The organism is Flavobacterium sp., from assembly GCF_027531905.1.
Taxonomy (GTDB): Bacteria; Bacteroidota; Bacteroidia; order Flavobacteriales; family Flavobacteriaceae; genus Flavobacterium.
Genome location: NZ_JAPZSU010000005.1, coordinates 1 through 24461, shown reverse-complemented (window position 1 = coordinate 24461; position 24461 = coordinate 1). Strand labels below are relative to the sequence as shown.

Here is a 24461-nt window from a genome sequence, read left to right as displayed (position 1 = left end):
TTAGGGCTATTTTGATGAAGGTGTTCTAACACTTCAATCTCTTCTTTTTTTAGGTTTACATATCTCATAATGAGATAAATATACAAATTTAACTACATATAAACAATAAAATACGACATTATTTTATTCTGATTACTTATAGTTTGATGTCGTTAGTGAAAAACGGATAAAAAATTACTTTCAAACTATTTTTTCTACAATTCGCTTAAGGCTATTTCCAATAATTTTACCATTTCATCGGCATTTTGTTTGTTAAATGGCATGGGTGGTTTTATTTTAAGGACATTATGCAAAGGGCCGTCTGTACTTAGCAAGTATCCGTTTGCCTTCATTTTTTCTACTACGATATCTATTTCCGGAATAGCGGGCTCCATAGTCGTTCGATCTTTTACCATTTCGGCGCCAATAAATAATCCATGACCGCGAACATCACTAATTATTGGGTGTTTAAGCATTAATTCTTTCAGACCATTCATTAAATGTTGTCCTACTTCTAGGGCATGTTGTTGCATTTCTTCATCCTGAATAACATCTAGAACAGCCAACCCTGTAACCATCGATACGGGATTACCTCCGAAAGTGTTAAAATATTCCAATCCGTTATTGAAAGCATCAGCAATTTCCTCTGTAACAACAACTGCTGCAAGAGGATGGCCATTACCAATTGGTTTCCCTAAAACCACAATATCAGGAACGACATCCTGTAATTCGAATCCCCAGAAATGATCGCCAATTCTGCCAAATCCTACTTGGACTTCATCTGCAATGCAAACCCCTCCTGATGCTCTAACATATTCGTAAACGGTTTTTAGATAGTTTTCCGGTAACGGAATTTGGCCTCCCACACCTAATAGCGTTTCGCAAATAAAAACGGCTGGTGCTTTGTTTTCTTTTTTTAGCTCATCAATAATTCGCTGTACATCGGCTGCATATTTTTCTCCTGCGTGTGTATCTCCGTATTTGAAAGGGCCACGATACAAATCTGGATTAATTGCTTTATGAATCCAAGGCATTTTTCCAGAACCGCCTTTACTATCAAATTTATAAGGACTCATTTCCATCGCTACAGTTGAGGTACCATGATATGCATGATCGAGTACGATAATGTCTTTTTGTTTTGTGAAATGGCGACTCATTCTAATTGCCAAATCATTAGCTTCGCTACCTGAATTTACAAAATAGCAAACACTTAATTTTGAGGGTAAGGTTGCTGTAAGCCTTTCTGCATAATCAGTTATGGCGTCGTTTAAATATCTAGTATTGGTATTTAAAGTGGCAATTTGTTTTTGCATTTTTCTAACCACAACAGGATGGCAGTGCCCAACATGCGACGGATTATTGACGCAATCTACAAAGGTTCTCCCTTTATCATCGTACAAATATTGCAAAGCGCCTTTAACGATTTTTAGTTTGTCTTTGTAGCCAATGCTTAAGTTTCGGCCAATTTTCTTTTTTCGAGCTTCGAGTAAATCGTTGTAGCCATTAGTGTCAATTACACCTGCAAAACCGCAAGTCCTCCTAAAAGCATCCTGAGCTTTTATTGGATTAATCTGAATGAGTTTAAACAATAAATCCCAAGCCGGTTTTTCGGTAATAAAGTGATGTTCGTTATTGCTGTCTAGCGAGGCATTGTAGGCTGATTGTGTTACACTGATACAAAGTCTTGCTGCAATTAAATAGTAGAGTAAATCAACTTCCTGCTCTGTTAACTTATTGGATTGATGGTATCCATGAACGATTGATACTGCAACGGCTAATGGATCTTTTTCGTCTAGCATAGCATACGTACAGGCAATTGCCAAATTATTGATAAGTGCCGTATACACCATATCACCAAAATCAATTAGTCCACTAATATGATTGTTTTGTACCAATACATTGTAATCGTTGGCGTCGTTATGGATATAAGCATGTCTTAAACGATGAATTTGTGGCGATACTTCGGTGTCAAATTGTAGTAGAAAATAACCTGCAATGCGTCTTTTTTCGTGATTATGAATGTGTTTTAAATTATCATTTGCCTCATTTGCACGGCTAATATCCCAGTTATACCTTCGATGCATAGCTGGATGAGAAAAATCCTGAAGGGCATGATCCATCTTGCCTAAAAATGAACCTAAATCATGGTGTAATTCGCTTGATTTTTCTTTTTCATCAACCCAAAAAGTCCCTTCTAAGAAGTTTAGGATTCTAATGTAATAAATTTTAGAATTTCGAACGATTTTGGTTAATTCTTCGCCGTGTTTATTAATGCTAAAGTGCTGAAAACAATTAGAAATACTACTGTTTTTAAGATGCTGAATAATAGCAATCTGTGCTTCTAAAAAAGGAAGTGGATGACTCTCGTTAGAAACTTTTAGAATAAATTTTTGGTTTTTATCATTCCATAAAAGAAAATTTAATTCATCATATCCATTTAATGCTTTTGCGGTTACGGTTTGACCATAATATTCTTTTACTAAATCCTGAATAGTTACTTCTGAAAAAATCATTGTTTTGTTATATTAAATTAACCCGTTGGGTGAAATTATTTTTTAATCACACTTCTATACCTCAGTGCAGGCTAGAATCATAGAATTTGTAGTTTTTTAATAGAAACAAATAGTCGTTTTACTATTCACATAGCTCATCTATGTGAGAAATAGTGCTATTTCTTTTTTTCTATGTTGATTTGCTATTAATCTATGGCTCTATGTGTTTTAGTTTTTATTTTATTTCCAAATTACTGCTTGTGCAGGCTGTAAAGGGTTTTGTCCTACCAGTATTTTACTTCCTTGCGGAATAGGTAAGAGGTAGGGTTCATTGGTATAATTTACGCCTACATAAAATCCGTCACGCCATTCAACAAAAATTCCTTTTGGAAAATCCTCTATAGCGACTTTGGAACGGGAAAAAACGTTGCGCACAATTTGTTTTTCTAAGTTTCCGTCAATGCTTTCTACGCCAATATAGGTGATGGTTCCTTTTCCTAATTTTCGAGATACAGCTGCTGCTTTGCCTTTGTAAAACTGATCTTCAAAAGTAGCTAACACTTCGGTTCCTTGTTTAGGAGACAATATGTCAGCCCATGTATTCCATTGATAATTGTTGTCTCCAGCTTTAATAGTTCCATTCACATCAGCAACAAGCATATCAAAAAAATCTATATCAGCACCAAGTAAAGGTACAATTGGCGCGCTCCAGTTGGCTTCAAAGAAATGACCATTTTTATCTTTTTGTCCCGTTCGGCAAGATAGAATTAAATTTCCACCGTTTTCGACATATTTTTGCCATTTTGTTACTAGTTTCTGATCGATAAGTTGATATGCTGGTGCAACAATAAAAGGATATTCATCAAAATTATCCTCTTCGGTAATAAAATCCATTGGCGCACCCGTAGATTTGATAGCCAATGAGTAGGTATTTCTGTGTTTCCAAGTATTCCAGAATTTGGTTTGTTTTTGGTTCTCTAAATCCCAAAGATTGTCATGACTCCATAAAAAACCTGTTTTTCTTTTGGCAATTTCCTGAGGAATTACAGCTTTTGGATTATACTCTTTGCGAAGTAATTTCATGTCTTCGATAGATTGTACGAATTCTTTTCCGCCTTGAGTAAGGGTTACACCATCGGTACCAACAATTCCGTCGTGATACATTTCGCTGCTTCCTAACGGATGTCTGTATCGGTAGGTGCAGGTAAAGGAACAACCTCCGCCAAATGCTTGTGAAATCCACATGTGAACGGTTCCTGGAAGTAATTGCGGATTTATGCTGGCCCAATTTACTTGTCCAGGCTGTAATTCCATCACACCAGTAACACCTGTTATAGCTCTGTAATAATCATTTGCCTCTGCTATTTTACTTGGAGATCCCATTCTAAAACTATTACCACCTAAAGAATTTTGTCCGCTTACCGGATACATTGTATAAGATATAAAATCCATTTTGTTGGCTCTTCTTGGGTCAGCATCATAAATTACATTAGTAAAATTGGTGGTAATCCATTGCTTTGGGTCGATGTGTTTTCTTAGTATTTCTGCTTGTCTGTTTATATATGCTGCCTGTGCGTCAGCAGTAAATCTTTTGAAATCCAATACCGCATGAGGGCTTAATTTGTCTTCATAATAAATTTCGGCATTAGGCAAAACAATTTGTTCAAAGTTGTTGTATCGAGTACTCCAAAAACTTCCTACCCATACGGTGTTTAGATTATTGATTGTTTTGTATTTTTCTTTTAGCCAAACTTGAAATGCTTCTCGGGCAGAAATACTAAAATCCGGTGTTGCCAAGGGTTCATTATCAATTTGCCAGCCGATAATATTTTTATTTGTTCCGTATCTTTTGCCCAATTCAGCTACGATTTGATCTGTAAAATATTGATATTTTTTGTTGATAATCGATACGTTTGCTCTGTTCCCATGTTCTCTGCGACGCCCATTAGAATCCACTAAATATATCTCAGGATATTTGTCTCCCATCCAGGCGGGTGGTGTTGGCGTAGGAGTACAAAGAATTACTTTTAATCCTTGTTTTTCGGCAATAGCCAAAGCATCATCTAGCCATTTGAAATCATATTTACCTTCTTCAGGCTCCATAAATGTCCAAGCAAATTCAGCAAAATGGGTAAATTCAAAACCCAATTTTTTAATGTTTTTCAGGTCGCGTTCCCATTGTTCTTTTGGCCATTGTTCTGGATAGTAATAAACGCCAATTTGCATTAAATCAGATTTGGGGAAGAAACGCTGTGGATCTTTTTTTTCCGAAGTAACTGTTTTTTTATTTTGGGACAAAACAGGCATTGTAATGCAAGTGGCAAGTAGTAATGTAGCCAATATGATTTTTGCGACTGATTTATTTTGTTTAAACATGCTTTTGTGTGGTTATGTGTTAATCAAATTTAAATAGTTCTTTTTATGTTATTGAATACAATTTGTAAAATCTTATTTTCTTCAATGTTGAATTGCTTAAATCTATTCTACTGTTATTTTTTCAATTTGTATTGCACTCAACGGGTTCTCATTAATTCAAAAAAAAAAATCAGGTTGGTCGATTTTACTATTCATTTTCTAAAAGTAGCATTAAATAATGCGCTGCTGACCAGCTAAAATTATAGGCTTCCAAACCTTTTCCTGTAAGGGGCTGATAATTTTCTCTAATGGTTTTGCCTTTGTCTAAAACTCCTTCTGTGTTATGCATTAGTTTGTTTGTCAGTTGATTTGCTTCATTTTGGTATCCGTATTTTTCTAATCCGTTGATGCCAAAATAACTTTGATCAATCCATACCGGACCTCTCCAGTATCCATTATCGGGTTTGAATTTAGGATGATTTGCGGCCAGTGTTGGTAAAGGGACAAATGTGTTTAAGGACTTTGTGTCGAGCATATTTTCCTTTACTGTTTTAGTTTGTTCAGCCGAAGCGGCTTCAGCCCAAATGGGTATATATCCTTCGCAACCCATTGCTTTTATGAGTGTTTTGCCATCTATCGTAGTATCATAAAACCAGCTTGTTGCAGCATCCCAAAATTGATTTTGAATAGTTGCTTTTAATGCAAAACTTTCTTCTTGCCATTTGGTGGCTTCTGTTGTAAGATTTAACACTTTTGCCATTTTAAATAGATAGTTTTTTTCGGCATATAAAAATGCATTCAAATCGACACTCTCTTGATCTAATGAATAGGCTTTTTCTCCATTTTTCAGGAGTTTACTATCATCAAATCGAACGGCATTGTCCATTCCGCTTTCCCATTTTGCGGCAAGTAAAGTTCCGTCTGTAGATCCATATTCGCATAAACCATCCTTATCATGGTCGCGTTCGTTGTACCACCAATTGTGATATAATTTTAGTTTTGGGTAAAATTCTTGTATAAAATTAATCTCTTTTGTTTTTTCATAAATTTTCCAAATTGCCCAAGCTGCTAGCGGTGCTTTGGTGTTTCGGTAATTGTTTTCTTCAATAAGATTATTTCTGTAAATACAATCGGGTATAAATCCATTGGGTTCCTGATAATCGAATAAAGCACGCATTTGATTTTTTGCCAATTCAGTGTCGTAATTGGCGATAGCTACAGCATGTTTCCAGCTGTCCCAAGCCCAAAAGCCATGAAACCATTCGTAGTTGTAACTAGGAAAAAGTCCCCCGTGTTTTAATCCTTCTGCTGGGATTCTCATATTGTTTTGTAATGTAAGGACAAGTTTGGCAATCAGATTTGAATAAATAATGTCGTTGTATATTTTCTTCTTTTTGGAAATCAAATGGGATAGTTGATTTTCTTTTTCTTTTTGTGTATTGTTGAGCAGCGTAGAAAATGCCGTTTTTGAGATTACTTCTTTTTCATTTTCCCAAGAATACTGCGGAAAAATATAAGTTTGAGAAACCACAATTTCTTTAGTTTCCTTTGGTTTTACAACCAATTTTGCTGTTTGAACTTGGTATCCCTGTTGGGTAATTTGAATTTCAGGAGTAGTGTTCAGAAATTGTATGTAACCTATAGCAGTACTTTTTGGAGAAACGATTTTTAGGATTTTATTTTCGTTGGATACTTGTACATCGGTTAAAAAAGTTGTCGAGTTATAAGAAGGAAAAAGTGTTATTGTTTTTGACGAGGTATTGGTAATGCTAGTTTTTTGCAATGCCGAATGCCCTGATAAAAAAACTAATTCTTGTTTAATCCTTATTTTTTCGTTTTTAAATTCTTGCTCTAAATGACTGTTGTAACTATTTTGTTGTACCAATGCGCTTTTCCAGTGAATGACCTCTTGTTTGTTTTCATCCTTAAGTTGAAGGGCAACAAAAGAAGGGCTTAGCCAAACACCGTTTTGCTCTGTCATCAAAAATGGACCTGAAAATCCCGCTTGAATTCCGGAAGCGTCCAAGAATCCAAAGGCAAACCAAGCGCCTTTATCCGAAAAAGCTAATGGTTTTCTATCCGTAGCATTCTTAGGGTTGCCTTTGTAATTGATACTATTTTTGGCCGCTACTAAATTTGGAAAGTGTCTTTGAGTCCATCCGGTTTGGACTATAATTACAGATGCAAGAATAAAAAGGATTTTCTTTTTGTTCATTTTATTTTGTTTTGAAAGTGTTTTTTGTCTTGAAATAAGATCATAAGTTTGCCTTTTTCATCATTTGCAAAAGAATTAAAAAGATTCGCTTTATAGGGTAATATTTCAAAAAATTAGTTTGCAAGCAGCCATTTTTTAAGAAGTTGTATTGCTTTTTCTTGTTCCTCTTTCGGAAAGTTTTTTATCCTCGTTGCGTGACTACCTTCTGGCAAGACCATTTTTAAGGCATCAAGATTTGATTTTGGAGTGGGAGAACAAGCTACCCATGTATCATAACCTCCGTAAATGTACAGTATTTTTGAGCCTTTATTCTCAACGTAAGCTCTAACGCTTTTGATGTAGTTTGGGTTATATTGTGTTGCGACATCTTTTGGAGTAAATCGATTATTTGAAGTACTTTTTACTGTGGTTAACAAATCTTTTACAGGAGTAAAATCATAACCGTAATAGCCTAATTCACTCATGTGCTGATAAAAAGAGGGTAAAAGGTCGTGGTAGCTTTGATCATTATAAGACCCAATGCCTACAATTTTGTTCATATACTCAAAAAGTTCTTTTGAAGATGCTGTACTGTTTGGAATTTCTTCGCATTTGCCGCCCCATTGCCAAAAAGAAAAAGGAAATTCGAGAGCACTATACTCTAATGCTTCATCCAAAGAAACGGCTGTAAATGTCATTTTTTCCTTTTCCGCATACGCTTGAATTTCATTGATTAGACTTGCTCTGTTTTGCAGTAAACTGCGCTGAAAGGTTGTTATTTTTTTTCGGCATTCGGATGTTCCTATAGTGGCTAAATGCTGTTCAATTCGTGGATCTTCTTGGGTATTTATCAACGGAGCCACATAGGGAACGGCAACATCTATATCATTTGGATATTTCGATTTATAAATTAAGGTGGTTTCTCCGCCTTTGCTAATTCCTGTTGAGACCCATTTTCCGGTATACAATTGTTTTAGTTTTGTGACAATAGTATGGTAATCAGCAATCGCTTGATCGTTTGTAAGATACTGCCATTGAATTGGGTTAGGTCTTGATTTCCCATAAAAACGATATTCAACAATAAGCTGATTGGCGTTTAACAAACTGCTTAATTCTGTTTTTCTATATCGAGCAGCATATCCTTCTGTTTCAATAATCATTGGCTTTTTGAAATCAAGATGCGATAAATAGAAATAATGCTTAAAAGTTCCTTTTTTAGGATTTTTGTGATCCAAAGGTTCATTTAGAACTAATTCATAAGACTCTGAAAAATTCTCAAAGTCTTTGATTTTGTTAACTTCTGCGCCTGGAAATAATTGTATTAATTTAATTTCCAGACTACTCTTATTTGCAGTTTGCGTTTGTGCAAAACTGGTTAAAAATAGCAACGATGTGGTCAGGAGTATTACAAGGTGTTGTAATTTTTTCATTATTTTATAAATTGATTTTTTATAAAAATATGTCCTTACTGCATAATCAATTTGTACTATATTAACCTTAAATTGTTCTAAGTTATCTAATTTTTGATGAAATAGTGTTATCATAAATTAATCTTCTATTTTTATTGAAATTTCAAATACAACTTATGGAAGGTATTCAACTACTATCAGATAGTTTCATCGAAGTAAGCTGCAACTTCAATGAACTTATCGAAAGACTGCGCCAAGGATTTTCTACTTCGTCCATTCAAGTGCCTTTGCGCCATCATCATGATTATCCAAATCCTGAAGAAGACAAAGATTCAACCTTGTTATTAATGCCCGCTTTTGAATCGGGTAAAGATTTAGGCGTAAAAATCGTTACGGTTAGTCCTAACAATGGCAAATACGATTTGCCTTCTATACAAGGAACTTATCTGTATCTCGATGGCCATAAAGGAAACGTAAAAGCGATACTTGATGCAAAATCTTTAACTGGAAAAAGAACTGCGGCTACCTCTGCATTGGCTAGTAGTTACCTTTCGCGTACTAATGCTTCTTCGCTGTTAATGATAGGAACTGGAGTCCTTGCCGTAAATTTGATTGAAGCACACGCCAGCGTAAGACCTATTGAACGAGTCTATGTTTGGGGAAGAACACTAGAAAAAGCACAAGCGGTGTGTGACAAACTTCATCATGCGGCATATAGCTGTACAGCCGTTTCAAGCATAGAGGAGATTATAGGTGAAGTAGCTATTATTTCTTCAGCAACCTTGTCACCCGTCCCTCTTGTGTTTGGCAAATGGCTTAAACCAGGACAGCATTTAGATTTGGTTGGCGCTTACAAAAAAGATATGCGTGAGGCAGATGATGAAGCTGTATTAAAATCATCAGTGTTCTTAGATACTTATCAGGGTGGATTAAAAGAAAGTGGTGACATATTAATTCCGTTAACCAATGGAGTCCTTTCTAGAGACGATATTAAAGCAGATTTATTTGAGCTATGTAGTACTAAGAAAGCAGGAAGATCCTCTGATGAAGAAATCACCTTTTTTAAATCCGTTGGACATGCCATGGAAGATCTTATAGCGGCCGGATATTTTTATGAGGAGTTTACAAAGAAAAATAATCTTTAAAACATGTATCACCTCAGTCGGAATAACACTTTAGTACATAGATCCAAAAATCTTCTCAGGAAGATTGTATGAGTAGAAGATCATCGAATCAATTTAAAATAAAATAAAAATGACAATTGGAATAGGAGGCTCAACCGCTGCCATTGAGTTAGAAAAAATTAAGGATATGACCCTGGGTGTAAAACCAATTCAGCCAGAAGAATATGTAGAACGATTAAAAAAGGCAACAGCTTTAATACAAGAAAGTAAGATCAAAGCCTTGTATATTAATGCAGGAACCAATCTTTATTATTTCACGGGTACCCAATGGAATCCATCTGAAAGAATGGTTGGAGCTTTATTGTATGATGATGGAACGCTAGATTATATTGTACCTAAATTTGAAGAAGGCACTTTTATGAAGTACATACAATTAAACGCAACAATTAATTGCTGGGAAGAACATGAATCTCCTTATGTTTTAATGGGAGAATTGCTAAAGAATAAAAATATTGTAAACGGAGAGATTGCGATTGATGAATCTGCTCCCTATTTTTTGGTAGATGGTGTCGCAAAAGTAAATCAGTTATATACGTTTGTAAATGGGCTTCCAATTAGCTCGGGTTGCCGTATGCAAAAATCAGTAAATGAAATCGCCATTATTCAAAAGGCCAAAGAAATCACAATGGTTGTTCAACGCGCAGCTGCAAAAATACTCAGACCCGGAATAACCGTTGCCGAAGTAACCTCATTTATACAGGAAGCACATATAAAAGCGGGTGTTGCTTCAGGTTCTTATTTTTGTATTGTTTTATTTGGGGATGACACCCAATACCCGCATGGTGTTTCAGTTCCTCAGGATTTAAAAGAAAACGAAGCGGTAATTATTGATACTGGTTGTAGACTAGAAGGTTATCTTTCTGACATTACGAGATCTTATACCTATGGAATACCATCCGATGAGTATAAAAGAATTTGGAATCTTGAACAAGCCACTCAGTTTGCCGCTTTTGAAGCAGCGAAAATAGGAGCTACTTGTGGATCTGTTGATGATGCTGCTAGAAAAACACTAGCAAAAGCAGGTTTGAGTGCTGATTATGAACTACCCGGATTACCCCACAGAGTAGGACACGGCACAGGGCTTGATATTCATGAGTATCCGTATTTGGTAAGAGGAAGCGAAATTGAACTTCGTGAAGGAATGGTTGTGAGTAATGAACCTATGATTTGTATTCCGGGGAAATTTGGTATTCGTCATGAGGATCATTTTTATATGACTGCCAATGGACCTAAATGGTTTACTACGCCAATGCAAAGTGTTGAAAATCCTTTTGGATATTGATTTAGCATTAGAATTAATCCGTATCAATTCCATTATAAAATAATAAAACCGCTGAAAAGATTCTTCCAGCGGTTTTATGTTTTTAGGGATGCATTATTCTCTTATCTTATAAATAGTTTTTTACTTTGTTTAAAAGTACCATCTGTAAGGATTACATGATAAAGTCCCATTGGTAAATTTTTGAAAGTATAAGTTGATGTATTGCGAACGGTATCGATTAGGTCTCCGCTATTGTTGTAGATTGTAATCACAGCATTTGCAACATTAACATTTTCAAAAGTAAAATTCACCAATGCTGTTGCTGGATTAGGGTACATTGAAAATGATTTTTTACCTGTAAGGATATCATCGGCTTCAGGTCCAGCAAGTGCAGTTGTAAGGTTGATATCTAGATAATTACTCCAGTCGCTAGTTCCAGATGCGTTTACAGCTCTTACTCTAAATCTATAAGCGGTTTCAGTACCTTGTTTTGGAATCCATAAATAATAGGTGTTTGATGTGCCAGCTGTTGCCCACCCAGTTGCGGCTTTAAACAATTGAACTTCGTAGCTTGTTGCGTTGGCAACCTCAGTCCAAGAAGCATAAAATCCTGAGGAGTAAATTCCTGAATTGCCAATATTTGTTGGCGTTGCTAAAGTAACTGGATTTGGATTTGCGTTTCCAAAAGTTACGGTATAGTCTTCAACTTCACCATCGCCTATATTTCCACAAGCTGAGGCTGGATTTGCATTGTATTTCATAACAATACGCATTCTAGTTGTTCCCGTTGCATTCGCTACGGTAAAATTTGAGGAGACAGTACCACTAGAAGAAATTCCGTTGATTACTTTTTCAGATGCTTCAAAAGTGCTGTTTTTGTTGTAATCAATCCAAATTCCCCATGATTGAGTATAACTAGAACTTGAGAATCCGGGAGTTAAGCTTACTGCTACATTTGCATTAGGTGTTAGTGTTATGTTTTTAGAAGTATAATTTCCATAACCAGTAGCATCAGCTCCAGAAGCATTGGTAAAAGTTCCGATGACAACATTTTTAATATGTTCATAAGAATTTGATCCTTGCGCCGTACAATAAGCCGAAGTTGCTGTAATAACAGCTGTTGCCACATTTGAATAGTCAGAAGAAACTGCGTTGGCAATGGCTTTTACTCTGTAAGTGTAAGTATTTCCAGCTGTTAATCCAGTGTTGGTAAAAGTAACTACATTGGCTCCTAAAGTTGCAATACTGCTGTAAACTCCATCTGCAGCAGCTCTTTCTACTGTATATCCGGTTTCATTAGTTGCATTGTCTGTCCATGTTAATACAGCTTGAAGGTTAGCCGAATTAGCTATGGCTACTAAATTTGTTGGAGCTGCAACAGTTATTCCGCTAGTTGCTCCGGCAATAATTGCTTGATTTGGCTTTGTATTATAGGCAAATTCTAAGACAGAATATCCGTCTCCGTTGGCAGTTACTTTTACTTTAAACCAACCGTAACAAGTTCTGCCTCTGCTTGTATATTCAAAACCTACATAAGCTGTTTGATTATCCCAAGTCGTGTAAGTTGGCGTACGTAAATCCAACTGATTAGGATAAGCTCCTGGTGCTGTAAAATTACTGCTAGCCCCAATTGAAGTTCCAGCTGCTATTTTGCTAATGTTTCTTGTTCCGTTTTCTGTTACTAGCCGCTTGCCGTAGGTTTCAATTTTTAGAGCGTTAGCAGCATATTGCCAAGCACCATATTCTGTATTGTCACCAATAGCTAAATCAAAATATTGCCAAGTAGTTGCTGGCGATGCGGTGTAATCAGGATTGTTTACATAAAAGATTCCGTATGGTGCATCGAAATTTATCGTTATCGTTTTTGCTGGATTATCTAGTGTTGCAATCCCACCTGTTACAGCAGCATCTTTAAAAGTTATAATTACTGTGGCATTGTTAGCTGGTAAATGAGAACTGGCTTTTCCTGTAAAAGTAAGTGCTACATTTGAGCTATTTTGAAGCGTTAGAACAGCAGTTAAACCCGCAGGCACGCCAGTAATGGTGTAATCTGTATTTGGAGTAAATGTCCCGCTGCTTTTTGTAAAAGTGCCGTTATTGGTTGATAATGAAATTACTGAATTTGAAGTGATGCTTCCATCATTTGCATCAGATTCATACAAGATATTGTTAGAAACTACTACAGCAGTTTTTGGAGACATTCCCGTATAAATAGGAGCTCCAGGTTGCGTGTTGTAAGCATATTCGGTAATACTAAAACTATCTCCATTTGCGTTAACCGTTACTTTAAACCAGCCATAACAAGTAAGTCCATCAATAAGAAAATCAAAACCTACATAACCAGTTTTTCCATCCCAATTGGTATAAGATGCAGTACGTAAATCTAACTGATTTGGAAATGCTCCAGGAGCAGTAAAATTACTTGAAGCACTTACTGGTGAGTTTATAGGAAGTAAGGAGATGTTTCTTGTTCCTGTTTCACAAACCAATTTTTTAGCGTAGGTTTCTATTTTTAAAGCATTCGCCGCATATCGCCAAGAACCAAAAGCGGGGTCATCTCCTTTTTCTATTTTAAAAGCTTTCCAAGTTGTCGTTGAGGAAGCTGTCGCGTCTGGCATATCTACAAAATAAATTCCGTAAGGATCAACAAATTTAAAATCAAAATTTAAACTCATACAAATGAGATTAGTAGTTCCTCCAGTAAAAGCTGCAGGCAAAAATGTAATGGTTCCTTTTGTATTGTTGGTTGTGAGGTGGCTTGTTGCTTTACCCGTTAAGGTAATGGTTAACTGAGCGTTTGAATTAACAGTCAGCACAGGAGTAATCCCAGCCGGAAAAGTATGGCTGAAGTGTGTGCCAGAAACCATTGTTCCAGAAGTGAGTGCGAATGTTTTGTCGGTTAATGTTACAATAGATGAGGTATCAAAAGAACCATCATTTGAAACAGCTTCTTTGAAAAAACTAGAATTTACGGCCAGTAATCCTCCTGTTGTGTTTACGCCTGTAGCAATTAAATTAGCTGCTTGCCAAAGTGATTTTCTTGCAGGATGTTCAAGTGCCGCTAGCATTCGGTCAATTTGTCCTTGTGTGTACATTTTATAACAACCTTGAGCACCATTGTATCCCATGTAATTTTCGTTGTTTACTCTATCACCGTTACAGTTGGTTCCTTGCGTACAGGCCAAAGTATGTTTTCCATCTTCGAGGGGAGTATCATCCACTTCATCAGTACCTGTACAGCCTCCTTCAAAAGTGTGTATTAAATTCATAAAATGACCGAATTCATGAGTAAGTGTAGCTGAGAATTCTTTGCTGTAGGAGTTATCATATAAATAAGCCCCATTAAAAACAACTCTGGCCGTATTGCTAGCAGTCATTCCTGAATCAGGATACCAAGCAACGCCAGAGTTGTTTAAAGTGCCATCAGCATATAAGTCGTTTTGAATGTAAACATTCATGTATTTTGTATTGTCCCAAGCATCGGCTGCAATTTGGTCATCGTAACCGCCACCATTTCCATAACCATTTTTTGCAGGATGAAAGACAACTCCTGAAGTACATCCGCCATTCGGATCGATTTTAGCTAATTTGAATTCTACTTTTAAAGTTCCTCTTCGAGCTTGAAAAAAGGGATCAACGGTTTGATAATCGGCATTCCGACCGTTAAAATCATCATTAAGTTGTTGAAGGTGGTTGACAATTTTTTGATAAGTAATGGTTTTTCCACTTTGAAGGTCGCCATAAATATGAAATACAACTGGAATAATATAAGAGGTTTCGAGTGCTTTTCCAGTTTTTAATTTTCTTGAGGCACTGAAGTTTTTGCTAAATACATCAAAATCTTTTCTTTCTTTTAAAGCATGGGGATTTGCTTTATATATTTTTTCGTTCTCTTCGGTTGCCCGACAGGGGAGTCCTTGAGCACTCGCTTTTAAGACAAAGACGAATGCCAAAAATAAAAATAATTTTGTTTTCATAGTTTTAGGTATTTGTTAGTTAGAACCAAAGGTATTTTTATATTGAATTAAATTGTTGTATTATTTTATTCTATATTGATAGTAAATTATCTATAAATTAACTTAAAAAATGTGTAATATGTTTTGTTTTTAATAAAATACTAAAATTTTTTCAAATGCTTTTTTGAATCTAAAAGTGATTACATCTTAGAAGCTAGCTTATTTTTAAACTTTTTGAATAAAAAAACAGCTACAAAAAATACTCTTGTAGCTGTTCGTTTTGATGATGAAATAAATCTTTATTCCAAGCTATTTATGCTGAATCCATTTTTCGATATCTTCTATCTCTATAGGTAGTGCTTCTGAAAGGTTTCTATTACCCTCTTCTGTAATGAGATAATCATTTTCCAGTCGGCAACCAATTCCTTCTTCGGGTATGTAAATTCCAGGTTCGCAGGTAAGAACCATTCCTTTTTCAAAAGTACGGGAATACAATCCTACATCGTGAACATCAAGTCCTAAATGATGGGCTGTACCATGCATAAAATATTTTTTATAGGCAGGAGCATCTGGATCCTGATGGGCAATTTCTTCAGGGGTCAATAGTTTTAATTTTAATAATTCCTGTTCGATAAGTCCAGCCATTTGTTTTTCGTAATCACTATGTCGTACACCAGGACGCAGCCACTTTGAACCTTCCTTTAAACAATGCAAAACAGACGCATATACTTCTCGCTGACGTTTAGAAAATCTGCCGCTTACAGGAACGCACCTTGTGGTGTCGGAATTGTAATTAGCGTAACAAACTCCAAAATCAACTAAAATCATTTCATTTTCCTTACAAATAGCGTCATTGCTGTTGTAATGTAAGGCACAAGCGTTTTTACCGGATGCTATAATTGGTCTGAAGGCATGACGTGAAGCTCCATTTTTTACAATTTCATAGATCAGTTCCGCTTCTAATTCAAACTCTTTTATGTTAGGTTTTACAGCTTTCAAAAGTCTTTCAAAACCTTTTACGCTTATGGCTATTGCTTTTTCTATCAAGGAAACTTCTTCCTCAGATTTTATCGGTCTTAAATCGCGTGTTATTTTGGCTGCTCTGTCGTATTTATGCAACGGATATTTCTCTTTACACCATTGAATCATTCGGTCCTGACGGGTTATCATTTCATTGGTAACTCTTTTGATATGTTCGTTATGACCTAAGTAAAAGGTATCGGCTTCAAAAGCAAAAAGCTGTACTGTTTTTTCAAATTCGTGAGTCCATTTTATGCTTTTTATTCCCGAAATTGCTCTGGCTTCTTCTTTGGTTAAGAAATCTCCATCCCAAAGTTTTGTATGTGCATTTACTTCTTTGATAAATAATATAATCTGATTTTCTTCTTTATAGGCATCTGGAAAAAGCACCAAAATGGTTTCATCTTGATTAATTCCTGACAAATAGAATAGATCATTATTCTGGGCAAATCCCATTATATCATCTGCATTATTAGGCATTACATCATTAGAAACTAAAATTGCGAGGCTGTTTGCATCCATTTTTGCCGAAAAACGTTTTCTATTTTCTATGAATAAAGAAGAAGGTATGGACTCGTATCTCATAAACTTAAAATTGAAACATTTCGGTATTGACAGTGGTGGTTTTTTCGGCAATAATTTCTGAAACTAGCTTGCCCGTTGCTGGAGCTAAACTTAATCCCATCATGGCGTGTCCGGTTGCCAAAGTTAAGTTTTTTATTTTTTTGTCTCGGGCAATAATTGGCATTCCAGAGGGAGTGCAGGGTCTAAATCCAAACCAAGTTTCTTTTTCACTTGGCCTTTCTATTTTTAGGTCTGGATAAAAACTGTTAATGCTATTTACGATTCCTTGTACTCTGTTGGCGTTAATTTGAGTGTCGTTTGTATGGGTTATTTCCATGGTTCCTCCAAAACGAATATCGGTACTCATTGGAGTAACGGCTACTTTTCCTTCGCATAGAATGGAAGGAATAGTAGGTTTTTGTTTTACATCTTGTAGTGTGAAACTATAGCCTTTTCCGGGTAAAATTGAAATCGAGCAGCTTAGTTTTTTTGCTATAGCAGGACTCCATGATCCGGTTGCTAAGACTACTTCGTCAGTTTTGAAAGCCCCCGCATCGGTAATTATTTCGGTAATAAACTGACCATGTTTGACAAAATCCTGTACCAAAGTACGACTATGAATTTTTACCTTTAATCTGTTTAATTCTGCTTTGATAAATTCCATGAATTTTTGAGGATACAAATGTGCATCACTTTTATAATGCACACCGCCAATTACGTCAGTACGTGTTCCAGTTTCGAGTCTGGTAACTTCATCTTTTGACAAAAAATCGACTTCCAAACCAAACGATTCCGCTAGTTTTCCTTCGTGATGAATTTCTTCAGCAGTTTTGTCGGTTTTATAGAGCATTAAAAGTCCTTTCTTCTCATAAAAGAAAGAATTATTTTCTTTAGCAAAATCCTGATACAATTCTTTGCTAAAAAGCGATAATTTGCAAAGTGCTGGCATGGCTTTTTCGACATGTTGCTTGTTGGCGAGTTTGTAAAATTGCAAGCCCCATTGTACCAAATCAGTACTTAGTCTAGGTTTAATATAAAATGGACTTTGACTGTCAAACATCCATTTTATTCCTTGTGCTATCATTCCGGGCTGAGCCAAAGGGATAATATGAGACGGAACGACCATTCCTGCATTGCCATAAGAACAGCCATCTGTCATATCTGATTTGTCGAAAACGGCTACTTCATAACCTTCTTTTGCCAAATAATATGCTGAACATAGTCCTATTATTCCTCCACCAATAATACTTACTTTTTTCATTATACTTATAAATTTTAAAATCACTGGCAAGAGTAAATTCCGTAAAAACAAGTGATTTATTTTGAGCTTCTGTTTTTGTTATATTACCTGAAAACCAAAGGCGTAAGGGTCGTCATCTTCATCAATAATGATAGTGTTGTAGCCATATACTTTTGCCCAACCCTGAATGCTTGGCACAATGGCTTTGATGTTTCCGATAGTGGTTTCTTCTTCAACTTTCCCTATAAACTTGCTTCCAATAAAACTTTCGTGAATAAAATCTTCACCTTTTTTTAGTTTCCCTTTTGCATGTAGTTGTGCTAGTCGGGCAGAGGTACCTGTTCCGCAAGGCGAACGGTCAATCGCTTTGTCTCCATAAAAAACAGCATTTCGTCCAGATGATGCAGGGTCAAGCGGATCTCCTGTCCAAAGCATGTGACTCACATCTCTAATGGTGCTGTTTTCGGGGTGAATGAACATATCAGGATATTTTGCATTTATACGTTTGCGAACTTCTTGACTGTACTGAATAATTTTGGAAGCTGTAAAGTTTTGTATTCCCGAAAAGTTAGTTTGTGGGTCTACAATCGCATAATAATTTCCGCCATAAGCCACATCAAAAGTTATTTCTCCCAATTCGGGACATTCAACAGTTAGTCCTTCTGCTGCAAGATATGATTTGACATTAGTTAAACGAACCCAATCTACTTTTTTTCCTGTTTGTTGATATGCTATTTGAACCAGACCTGCTGGGGCTTCCATTCGTATTTTTCCAGGCACTTTTGGTTGTATGAGTCCTTCCTCAATAGCTATGGTTATGGTTCCAATAGTTCCATGACCGCACATAGGCAAGCAGCCTGAGGTTTCGATGAATAAAATACCAAAATCATTTTCAGGATCACTTGGCGGATAAAGAATACTACCACTCATCATATCGTGACCTCTAGGTTCGAACATTAAGCCTTTACGAATCCAGTCATACTCTTTCAGAAAATGCTGGCGTTTTTCGCTCATATTGTTACCAATCAAATTGGGTCCACCACCAGCAACTACCCTCACAGGGTTACCACAAGTGTGTGCATCGACACAAAAAAAAGTTTTTCTTGGCATAAATTATATAGGTTTGTTAGTTAGTATATCATTAACGGTTCGATTAATGTTCAAAGGGTTTTTATTTTGAAGTGCTTCTGGTAATAACTCATCAGGCCAGTTTTGATAGCTAAATGGTCTTACCCAACGTTTTACTGCATGGATGCCAACAGCAGTAAATCTAGCATCGGATGAAGAAGGGTAGGGGCCACCGTGCAGCATCGAAGCGCAAACCTCAACGCCTGTAGGAACTCCATTAAAGATAAGTCTTCCTACTCTGTTTTGTAAAGCATTAACCACTGCATTATATTTTGAAATTTCATCCGGCTCAGCAAGTATAGTACCAGTAAGTTGTCCGTCTAATTTGTCAATAATTGTGGTAATTTCTTCACTGTTTTCGCACTGAACGACAATAGAAAAAGGACCGAATACTTCGTGACTAAGTGTTTTATTTTCTAAAAAAGTTTTACCTTCAACGCTTAGTATGGTTTGTGATGCAAAGTTAGGAGCAGTTTCTCCCTTATATTCAGCAATCGTTGTCACACCGCTTTGAGCTCTTATTTTTTCTTTTCCTATGTTAAAGTCTGATTTAATAGATGGATGTAGCATACAAGAAGGGGCTATTTTTTCGATTTCTTGGGTTAGATCATTTAAAAAAGCGTCTAGATGTTTTCCTTTTAGGGCTAATAGCAATCCAGGATTAGTACAAAATTGTCCCGTTCCTAACGTGATTGAGCTTGCATAAGCTGTTGCCCATTTTTTACTGTTTTTTTCGATCGCTTCTGGCAGGATAACCACCGGATTAATACTTCCCATCTCAGCAAAAACCGGAATAGGCTCTGGACGCTGCGAGGCAAGATCAAATAAAGCACGGCCACCTTTAATACTTCCTGTAAATCCAACTGCTTTTACAAGCGGATGTTTTACCAAAGTAGCTCCAAGAGTTACACCGCCGCCAATTAAATTAGAAAAAACACCTTCGGGCATGTTCTGTTTTTTGGCAGCATTTATAATAGCTGAGGCTACCATTTCACCAGTTCCAATGTGCATCGAATGGCTTTTTACAATCACAGGGCATCCAGCAGCCAAAGCTGATGCAGTATCTCCTCCCGCTGTAGAAAAAGCAAAGGGAAAGTTACTGGAACCAAAAACGACTACAGGCCCTAAAGGAACCAGCATTTTTCTCAAATCTTCTTTTGGGAGCGGTGATCTGTCAGGGATGGCGGTATCTATTGTGGCTTCGACCCAACTTCCTTCTAAAAGCATGTTGGCAAATGCGCGTAATTGAAAAACAGTACGACCTCTTTCTGATTCTGCACGGCCTCTTAAGAAACCAGATTCAGTACAGTAAATTTCCAATAAAGAATCGCCTAAAGCTAAAATTTCATCAGCAATACCATTTAAAAAAGCCGCTTTTCGTTCAGCAGGAAAGTCTTTATATGTTTTGAACGCGTTGTGAGCCAAATGGACTGCTTGTTCAATTTCTTCTGCTGAGGCTTCGGTAAATGTCCAGGGATTTTCGATATTCAATTGCGGATTAATAGTTCTGTAGGTTGTAGTCCCACTAGCCAAAAGTTGGCTTCCCACATAATTTTTTCCTGTAATCATTTTTTATATTTTAGAATTAGAGCTTTCGAATTTTAAATGACTGTTTTGGTTGATGGATTATTGCTTGAATCCGTCAAAGCAAATTGCTTATTGAGGGTTTAAAGTACTATCGATTTATAATCGGGTAGCGTTGGTCTAGTGCGAAGTCCTTCTTCAATAATAGCCAAAACTCTCTCTCTTTCTGCTCCTTGAAGCGGAAGTCTGGGAGCTCTTACATATTCGGTTCCTAAATTGGTTGCTGTTTCTGCCAATTTTATATTTTGTACTAATAATGAATTAATATCTAATTCTAAAAGCGGAAGGAACCATCTGTAAATAGCTAATGCTTCTTGAGCTCTTCCTGCTTTTGCTAGTTTATAGATTGCTACAGTTTCAGCAGGGAAAGCATCTACTAAGCCTGATACCCATCCGTCAGATCCCATAAAAAGGCTTTCTAAGGCTAGCGTATCAACACCTGATAATATTTTTAATCGGTCGTTGAAACGATTGATGATACGGGTTACATTAGAAATATCTCTTGTTGATTCTTTTACTGCTTGAATGTTATCGAATTTCAAAATTTCTTCAAACATATCTAAGGTTACTTCAATTTTATAATCGATTGGATTGTTATAGATCATAATAGGAAGTGAAGTGTTTTTGGCTACTTCAGAAAAATAAGTAACGGTTTCATGGCTTGTGGCATTGTAACGCATAGGAGGTAAAATCATTAGTCCTTTTGCTCCATTTTGCTCAGCTTCGTTAGCTGCCAGAATTGCGGCTCTTGTAGTCTGTTCGGCTATATTCATAATTACCGGAACTTGACCGTTAACCATTTTGACGGTTTGCTGAATTAATTCTTTTTTTTCCTCATGTAACAATGTGCTTGCTTCACCAAGTGTTCCTCCTAATATTATTCCTGAAACCCCAGCTTCTAACTGCGCATTTATGTTTACTTCAAACATATTGAAGTCTAATTTGTCATCGGCAGTAAATTTTGTAGTTACTGCTGGCATAACGCCTTTCCATTGAATACTCATAATTACTAATTTAATTTTTTCAAAAGTATTTATAACCCATTGATATGTAATTCGTGATATTATCACAAAAAGATACTATATTATCCTGTTTAGTCTTAATTACTAAAATAATCATGTGATATTTGTATATTTTTTTATATTTATAGCATATAATTGTGCAAATTATGAAAGTATTTCCATTTAAAATTCCAAAAACCAAAGAAGATTCATTAATTTATCAGGAAGATATTGAGTTTGTATTTTATGATAAACTGCATCAACATGAAGAAATACAAATTAGTTATATCGAAAATGGCGAAGGAACCATTTTTGTAGGTGATACCATTACTCCTTACCAAAAAGGAGATGTTATTGTAATAGGAGGTAATTTACCTCACGTGTTTAGAAGTGAACGAAATACTGGCGAAATGTCTGTCATGTTCACGCTTTTCTTTACGCCAAATTCGTTTGGTAAAGATTTTTTTTCATTGACCGCTTTGAAAGAAATTCAACCTTTTTGGGAAAGCTGCAAAAATGGGTTTGTAGTGAATAATCCCTCCAAAAAGGTTATTAAATCATTTAAGAAAATAAAATCGGCTAATGAATTTAATCGCTTTATTCTTTTTCTTGAAATCATTAAAAAGCTATCTAAGGAAAAAAAGACCTTACTTTCAAGTTATATCTATGATAAAAAAATTACAGATAACGAAGGCAAAAGGATGCAGACTGTTTTTGAGTATGTGATGACAAATTTTCAAAAGAATATTACACTCGATGAAATTGCAGCACTGTCCAATATGACTAAAAATGCCTTTTGTAAATATTTTAAAATTAGAACCAATAAGACCTTTTTTCAGTTTCTGATTGAAATTAGAATAGAAAGAGCCGCCAAACTCTTGTCTAAGTCACAAGAGCTTTCAGTTTTGGAAGTATCAGAATTATGTGGTTTTAATAATATTTCAAATTTCAATAGAAAATTCAAGGAGATAAAAGGTATGTCTCCTTTGGTTTACAGAAAATCACAGAAACTGAAATGAAAAATATAATGTTTTCAAAGTCAAAATCTCATTTATATAAAAAGGTTTGGTTCTCAACAAGCCTATTTTAAGGCGATTAGGGGTAGAGACCACGCTCAAGAATACTACTTGAGCGTTTTTTTTTATTTCTTTATGTGATAATTAGTTTTTTTTAAACTTATTTTTTCTATCATTAAATAATTGATTATTAATATTTTAGTTGTTGATTTGTTTTTTATCATAATTTAGTTCTACTATTTCTATAGAATTTAAGTATATTTTATACATTTGCAATCATAAGAGCAGTACGCATCAAAAATGAATGTATTTGAAAATTGTTTACTGTTATTTTTTTGGGATCAAGTGTAAGGTCCAATTTACTTAATTATTTGTTTTATTTTTTTTTTAAGCCTTTCATTTTTTTGAATGGAAGGCTTTTTTTAAAGCGGAAAATTATTTTATGAGATCCAATAGAAATTCAAATAGCTATCAGCAATGTTTTCAGGTAAAAATTCCTCCCTGTTGTTTTTGGGGACTATAATTATCCTTATAGGATTATTATGAGTTATTGAAAATAAGTTTTTGAAAAGTATAGTGAAGTTTAAAATATAAGAATTAGAAAAAAATGAGTGTAGAAATAATAAAGCAAGACCCCTTTCAATCAATGATTGATCGGTTCAATATAGCAGCAGATCTTCTTGATTTGGAAGAATCCATAAGAGAGAAGTTGCAACGTCCAGAAAAGCAAATTGTAGTGAACTTTTCGATTGTATTAGATAATGGTAAACGCCAAAATTTTGAAGGCTATCGTATTATTCACAATACTGCATTAGGGCCTTCAAAAGGAGGGATTCGATACGATACTGGCGTTCATTTAAATGAAGTGAAAGCCTTAGCGGCATGGATGACCTGGAAATCGGCAGTTACAGGTATACCCTTTGGCGGCGCCAAAGGCGGTATTATTTGTGATCCGAGTTTGCATTCTAAAACGGAACTCGAAAAAATTACAAGAGCTTACACCAAAGCATTGGCTGACATATTTGGTCCAGAGAAAGATGTACCTGCACCTGATATGGGAACAGGTCCTGACGAAATGGGATGGTTAATGGATGAATTTTCATTAGCGCACGGTAAGACGGTTCATGCTGTTGTTACTGGAAAGCATTTGCATTCTGGTGGTTCCTTAGGTAGAGTAGAAGCCACAGGAAAAGGAGTGAGTATTATAACACTTTTAGCGCTGAAGCACTTAAAAATTAGACCATACAAGACTACTGTGGCCATACAAGGATTTGGAAATGTTGGTTTACATACGGCTTTGTTTTTATATCAAAAAGGACTTACTATTGTTGCTGTAAGTGATATTTCGGGTGCTTTTTATGATGCTGAGGGAATTAATATTCCGGAACTGATACTGTATTATAATCTGAACAACAAGAGTATTAAAGGATACACTAAAGCTACAGTTATTGAACCCGAAAAGATTCTTTCATTAGCCGTTGATGTTCTTATACCAGCAGCCAAAGAAGATGTTATAACCAAGGAAAATGCGGCAGCAATACAGGCTAAAATCATTATTGAAGCGGCTAATGGTCCTGTTTCATCTGGTGCTGATGCCATTTTGCACCAAAATAATGTACTCGTAGTTCCAGATATCTTAGCCAATGCTGGAGGAGTTACGGTATCTTATTTTGAATGGCTTCAAAACTCCTTATCAGAATCTTGGAGAATGCATCAAATCAATACTCGCTTGGAGCACATCTTGACGAAAAGTTTTGAAAGTGTTTTTGCTGTAGCTGCTAAACGTCAAGTTACGCCACGTATTGCTGCTTATATTATTGCTTTGCAAAAAGTAGCGATAAATCAAGAGGTAAATGATGTAACTATAGATAGTTCTAAGTATAAGTTGAACTAATTAAAAATTGTATTTTTAGCACTTTCATCTTTTAAAGCTGTACTTAAGTAATGGTTAAAATTTAATGTCGTATTTAGTTCCAAAATTAGTCAGGACAAAATTTAATTTTTCTTTGAGGTTTTCGAATGATTTATAAGCATCAAAATCTAACCATTGATATTTTATTCTTCGCCATAGAATTTCA

Annotated in this window: 14 protein-coding genes; 4 read left to right on the top strand and 10 right to left on the bottom strand. The window is 35.7% G+C overall.

Translation table 11 applies throughout. The features are described from left to right. Window positions 1-194: 194 nt before the first annotated feature. The 4 genes from O9307_RS01895 to O9307_RS01880 all read right to left on the bottom strand — a co-directional run bounded on the left by O9307_RS01895 (window position 195) and on the right by O9307_RS01880 (window position 8450). Window positions 195-2492 carry an aminotransferase class III-fold pyridoxal phosphate-dependent enzyme gene (locus O9307_RS01895; RefSeq protein WP_298294774.1) on the bottom strand — a complete coding sequence of 766 codons (2298 nt, stop codon included), beginning with the start codon at window positions 2490-2492 and terminating at the stop codon, window positions 195-197. Window positions 2493-2711: 219 nt separating this feature from the next. After that, window positions 2712-4847 carry a beta-galactosidase gene (locus O9307_RS01890; RefSeq protein WP_298294772.1) on the bottom strand — a complete coding sequence of 712 codons (2136 nt, stop codon included), beginning with the start codon at window positions 4845-4847 and terminating at the stop codon, window positions 2712-2714. A 187-nt stretch (window positions 4848-5034) separates the two neighbouring features. Continuing rightward, window positions 5035-7041 (bottom strand): trehalase family glycosidase, encoded by a 2007-nt coding sequence (locus O9307_RS01885; RefSeq protein WP_298294770.1) that lies wholly within the window; start codon window positions 7039-7041, stop codon window positions 5035-5037. 113 nt (window positions 7042-7154) lie between these two features. Continuing rightward, window positions 7155-8450, bottom strand: a complete 1296-nt coding sequence (locus tag O9307_RS01880) for a S28 family serine protease (RefSeq protein ID WP_298294768.1) — start codon at window positions 8448-8450, stop codon at window positions 7155-7157. Between the two features lie 155 nt (window positions 8451-8605). On the opposite strand from O9307_RS01880, the gene O9307_RS01875 reads away from it, so the two are divergent. Together O9307_RS01875 and O9307_RS01870 are read left to right on the top strand one after the other, a co-directional pair. Beyond that, window positions 8606-9574, top strand: coding sequence for an ornithine cyclodeaminase family protein (locus O9307_RS01875; protein WP_298294766.1), 969 nt, complete (start codon window positions 8606-8608; stop codon window positions 9572-9574). A gap of 109 nt (window positions 9575-9683) precedes the next feature. Next, complete coding sequence (locus tag O9307_RS01870) at window positions 9684-10895, top strand: Xaa-Pro peptidase family protein (protein ID WP_298294764.1); 1212 nt, start codon at window positions 9684-9686, stop codon at window positions 10893-10895. A 101-nt stretch (window positions 10896-10996) separates the two neighbouring features. On the opposite strand, the gene O9307_RS01865 is transcribed toward O9307_RS01870, so the two are convergent. The 6 genes from O9307_RS01865 to O9307_RS01840 all read right to left on the bottom strand — a co-directional run bounded on the left by O9307_RS01865 (window position 10997) and on the right by O9307_RS01840 (window position 21370). Next, complete coding sequence (locus tag O9307_RS01865; RefSeq protein WP_298294762.1) at window positions 10997-14851, bottom strand: M43 family zinc metalloprotease; 3855 nt, start codon at window positions 14849-14851, stop codon at window positions 10997-10999. Window positions 14852-15139: 288 nt separating this feature from the next. Continuing rightward, window positions 15140-16435: an aminopeptidase P family protein gene (locus O9307_RS01860; RefSeq protein ID WP_298294760.1), complete on the bottom strand. Its 1296-nt coding sequence runs from the start codon at window positions 16433-16435 to the stop codon at window positions 15140-15142. A gap of 4 nt (window positions 16436-16439) precedes the next feature. Beyond that, window positions 16440-17675, bottom strand: a complete 1236-nt coding sequence (locus tag O9307_RS01855; RefSeq protein ID WP_298294758.1) for an FAD-dependent oxidoreductase — start codon at window positions 17673-17675, stop codon at window positions 16440-16442. Between the two features lie 78 nt (window positions 17676-17753). Beyond that, on the bottom strand, window positions 17754-18764 hold the full coding sequence (locus tag O9307_RS01850; RefSeq protein WP_298294757.1) for a 4-hydroxyproline epimerase: 1011 nt from the start codon (window positions 18762-18764) through the stop codon (window positions 17754-17756). A gap of 3 nt (window positions 18765-18767) precedes the next feature. After that, on the bottom strand, window positions 18768-20351 hold the full coding sequence (locus tag O9307_RS01845) for an aldehyde dehydrogenase (NADP(+)) (protein ID WP_298294755.1): 1584 nt from the start codon (window positions 20349-20351) through the stop codon (window positions 18768-18770). Between the two features lie 98 nt (window positions 20352-20449). Beyond that, the gene (locus O9307_RS01840) at window positions 20450-21370 is read right to left on the bottom strand and encodes a dihydrodipicolinate synthase family protein (protein WP_298294753.1); all 921 of its coding nucleotides are present in this window, start codon (window positions 21368-21370) and stop codon (window positions 20450-20452) included. A 164-nt stretch (window positions 21371-21534) separates the two neighbouring features. Here O9307_RS01840 and O9307_RS01835 point away from each other — a divergent pair, with 164 nt between their 5' ends. Both O9307_RS01835 and O9307_RS01830 read left to right on the top strand, forming a co-directional pair. After that, window positions 21535-22386, top strand: coding sequence for an AraC family transcriptional regulator (locus tag O9307_RS01835; RefSeq protein ID WP_298294751.1), 852 nt, complete (start codon window positions 21535-21537; stop codon window positions 22384-22386). 604 nt (window positions 22387-22990) lie between these two features. Beyond that, complete coding sequence (locus O9307_RS01830) at window positions 22991-24277, top strand: Glu/Leu/Phe/Val dehydrogenase (protein WP_298294749.1); 1287 nt, start codon at window positions 22991-22993, stop codon at window positions 24275-24277. Window positions 24278-24461 lie beyond the last annotated feature (184 nt).

Excerpts from the sequence above, each read along its gene's own strand:
- O9307_RS01885 (WP_298294770.1), bottom strand. The coding sequence starts at position 7,041 with ATGAACAAAAAGAAAATCCTTTTTATTCTTGCATCTGTAATTATAGTC.
- O9307_RS01860 (WP_298294760.1), bottom strand. The coding sequence starts at position 16,435 with ATGAGATACGAGTCCATACCTTCTTCTTTATTCATAGAAAATAGAAAA.
- O9307_RS01855 (WP_298294758.1), bottom strand. The coding sequence starts at position 17,675 with ATGAAAAAAGTAAGTATTATTGGTGGAGGAATAATAGGACTATGTTCA.
- O9307_RS01875 (WP_298294766.1), top strand. The coding sequence starts at position 8,606 with ATGGAAGGTATTCAACTACTATCAGATAGTTTCATCGAAGTAAGCTGC.
- O9307_RS01840 (WP_298294753.1), bottom strand. The coding sequence starts at position 21,370 with ATGAGTATTCAATGGAAAGGCGTTATGCCAGCAGTAACTACAAAATTT.
- O9307_RS01870 (WP_298294764.1), top strand. The coding sequence starts at position 9,684 with ATGACAATTGGAATAGGAGGCTCAACCGCTGCCATTGAGTTAGAAAAA.
- O9307_RS01895 (WP_298294774.1), bottom strand. The coding sequence starts at position 2,492 with ATGATTTTTTCAGAAGTAACTATTCAGGATTTAGTAAAAGAATATTAT.
- O9307_RS01835 (WP_298294751.1), top strand. The coding sequence starts at position 21,535 with ATGAAAGTATTTCCATTTAAAATTCCAAAAACCAAAGAAGATTCATTA.
- O9307_RS01830 (WP_298294749.1), top strand. The coding sequence starts at position 22,991 with ATGAGTGTAGAAATAATAAAGCAAGACCCCTTTCAATCAATGATTGAT.
- O9307_RS01845 (WP_298294755.1), bottom strand. The coding sequence starts at position 20,351 with ATGATTACAGGAAAAAATTATGTGGGAAGCCAACTTTTGGCTAGTGGG.
- O9307_RS01890 (WP_298294772.1), bottom strand. The coding sequence starts at position 4,847 with ATGTTTAAACAAAATAAATCAGTCGCAAAAATCATATTGGCTACATTA.
- O9307_RS01865 (WP_298294762.1), bottom strand. The coding sequence starts at position 14,851 with ATGAAAACAAAATTATTTTTATTTTTGGCATTCGTCTTTGTCTTAAAA.
- O9307_RS01880 (WP_298294768.1), bottom strand. The coding sequence starts at position 8,450 with ATGAAAAAATTACAACACCTTGTAATACTCCTGACCACATCGTTGCTA.
- O9307_RS01850 (WP_298294757.1), bottom strand. The coding sequence starts at position 18,764 with ATGCCAAGAAAAACTTTTTTTTGTGTCGATGCACACACTTGTGGTAAC.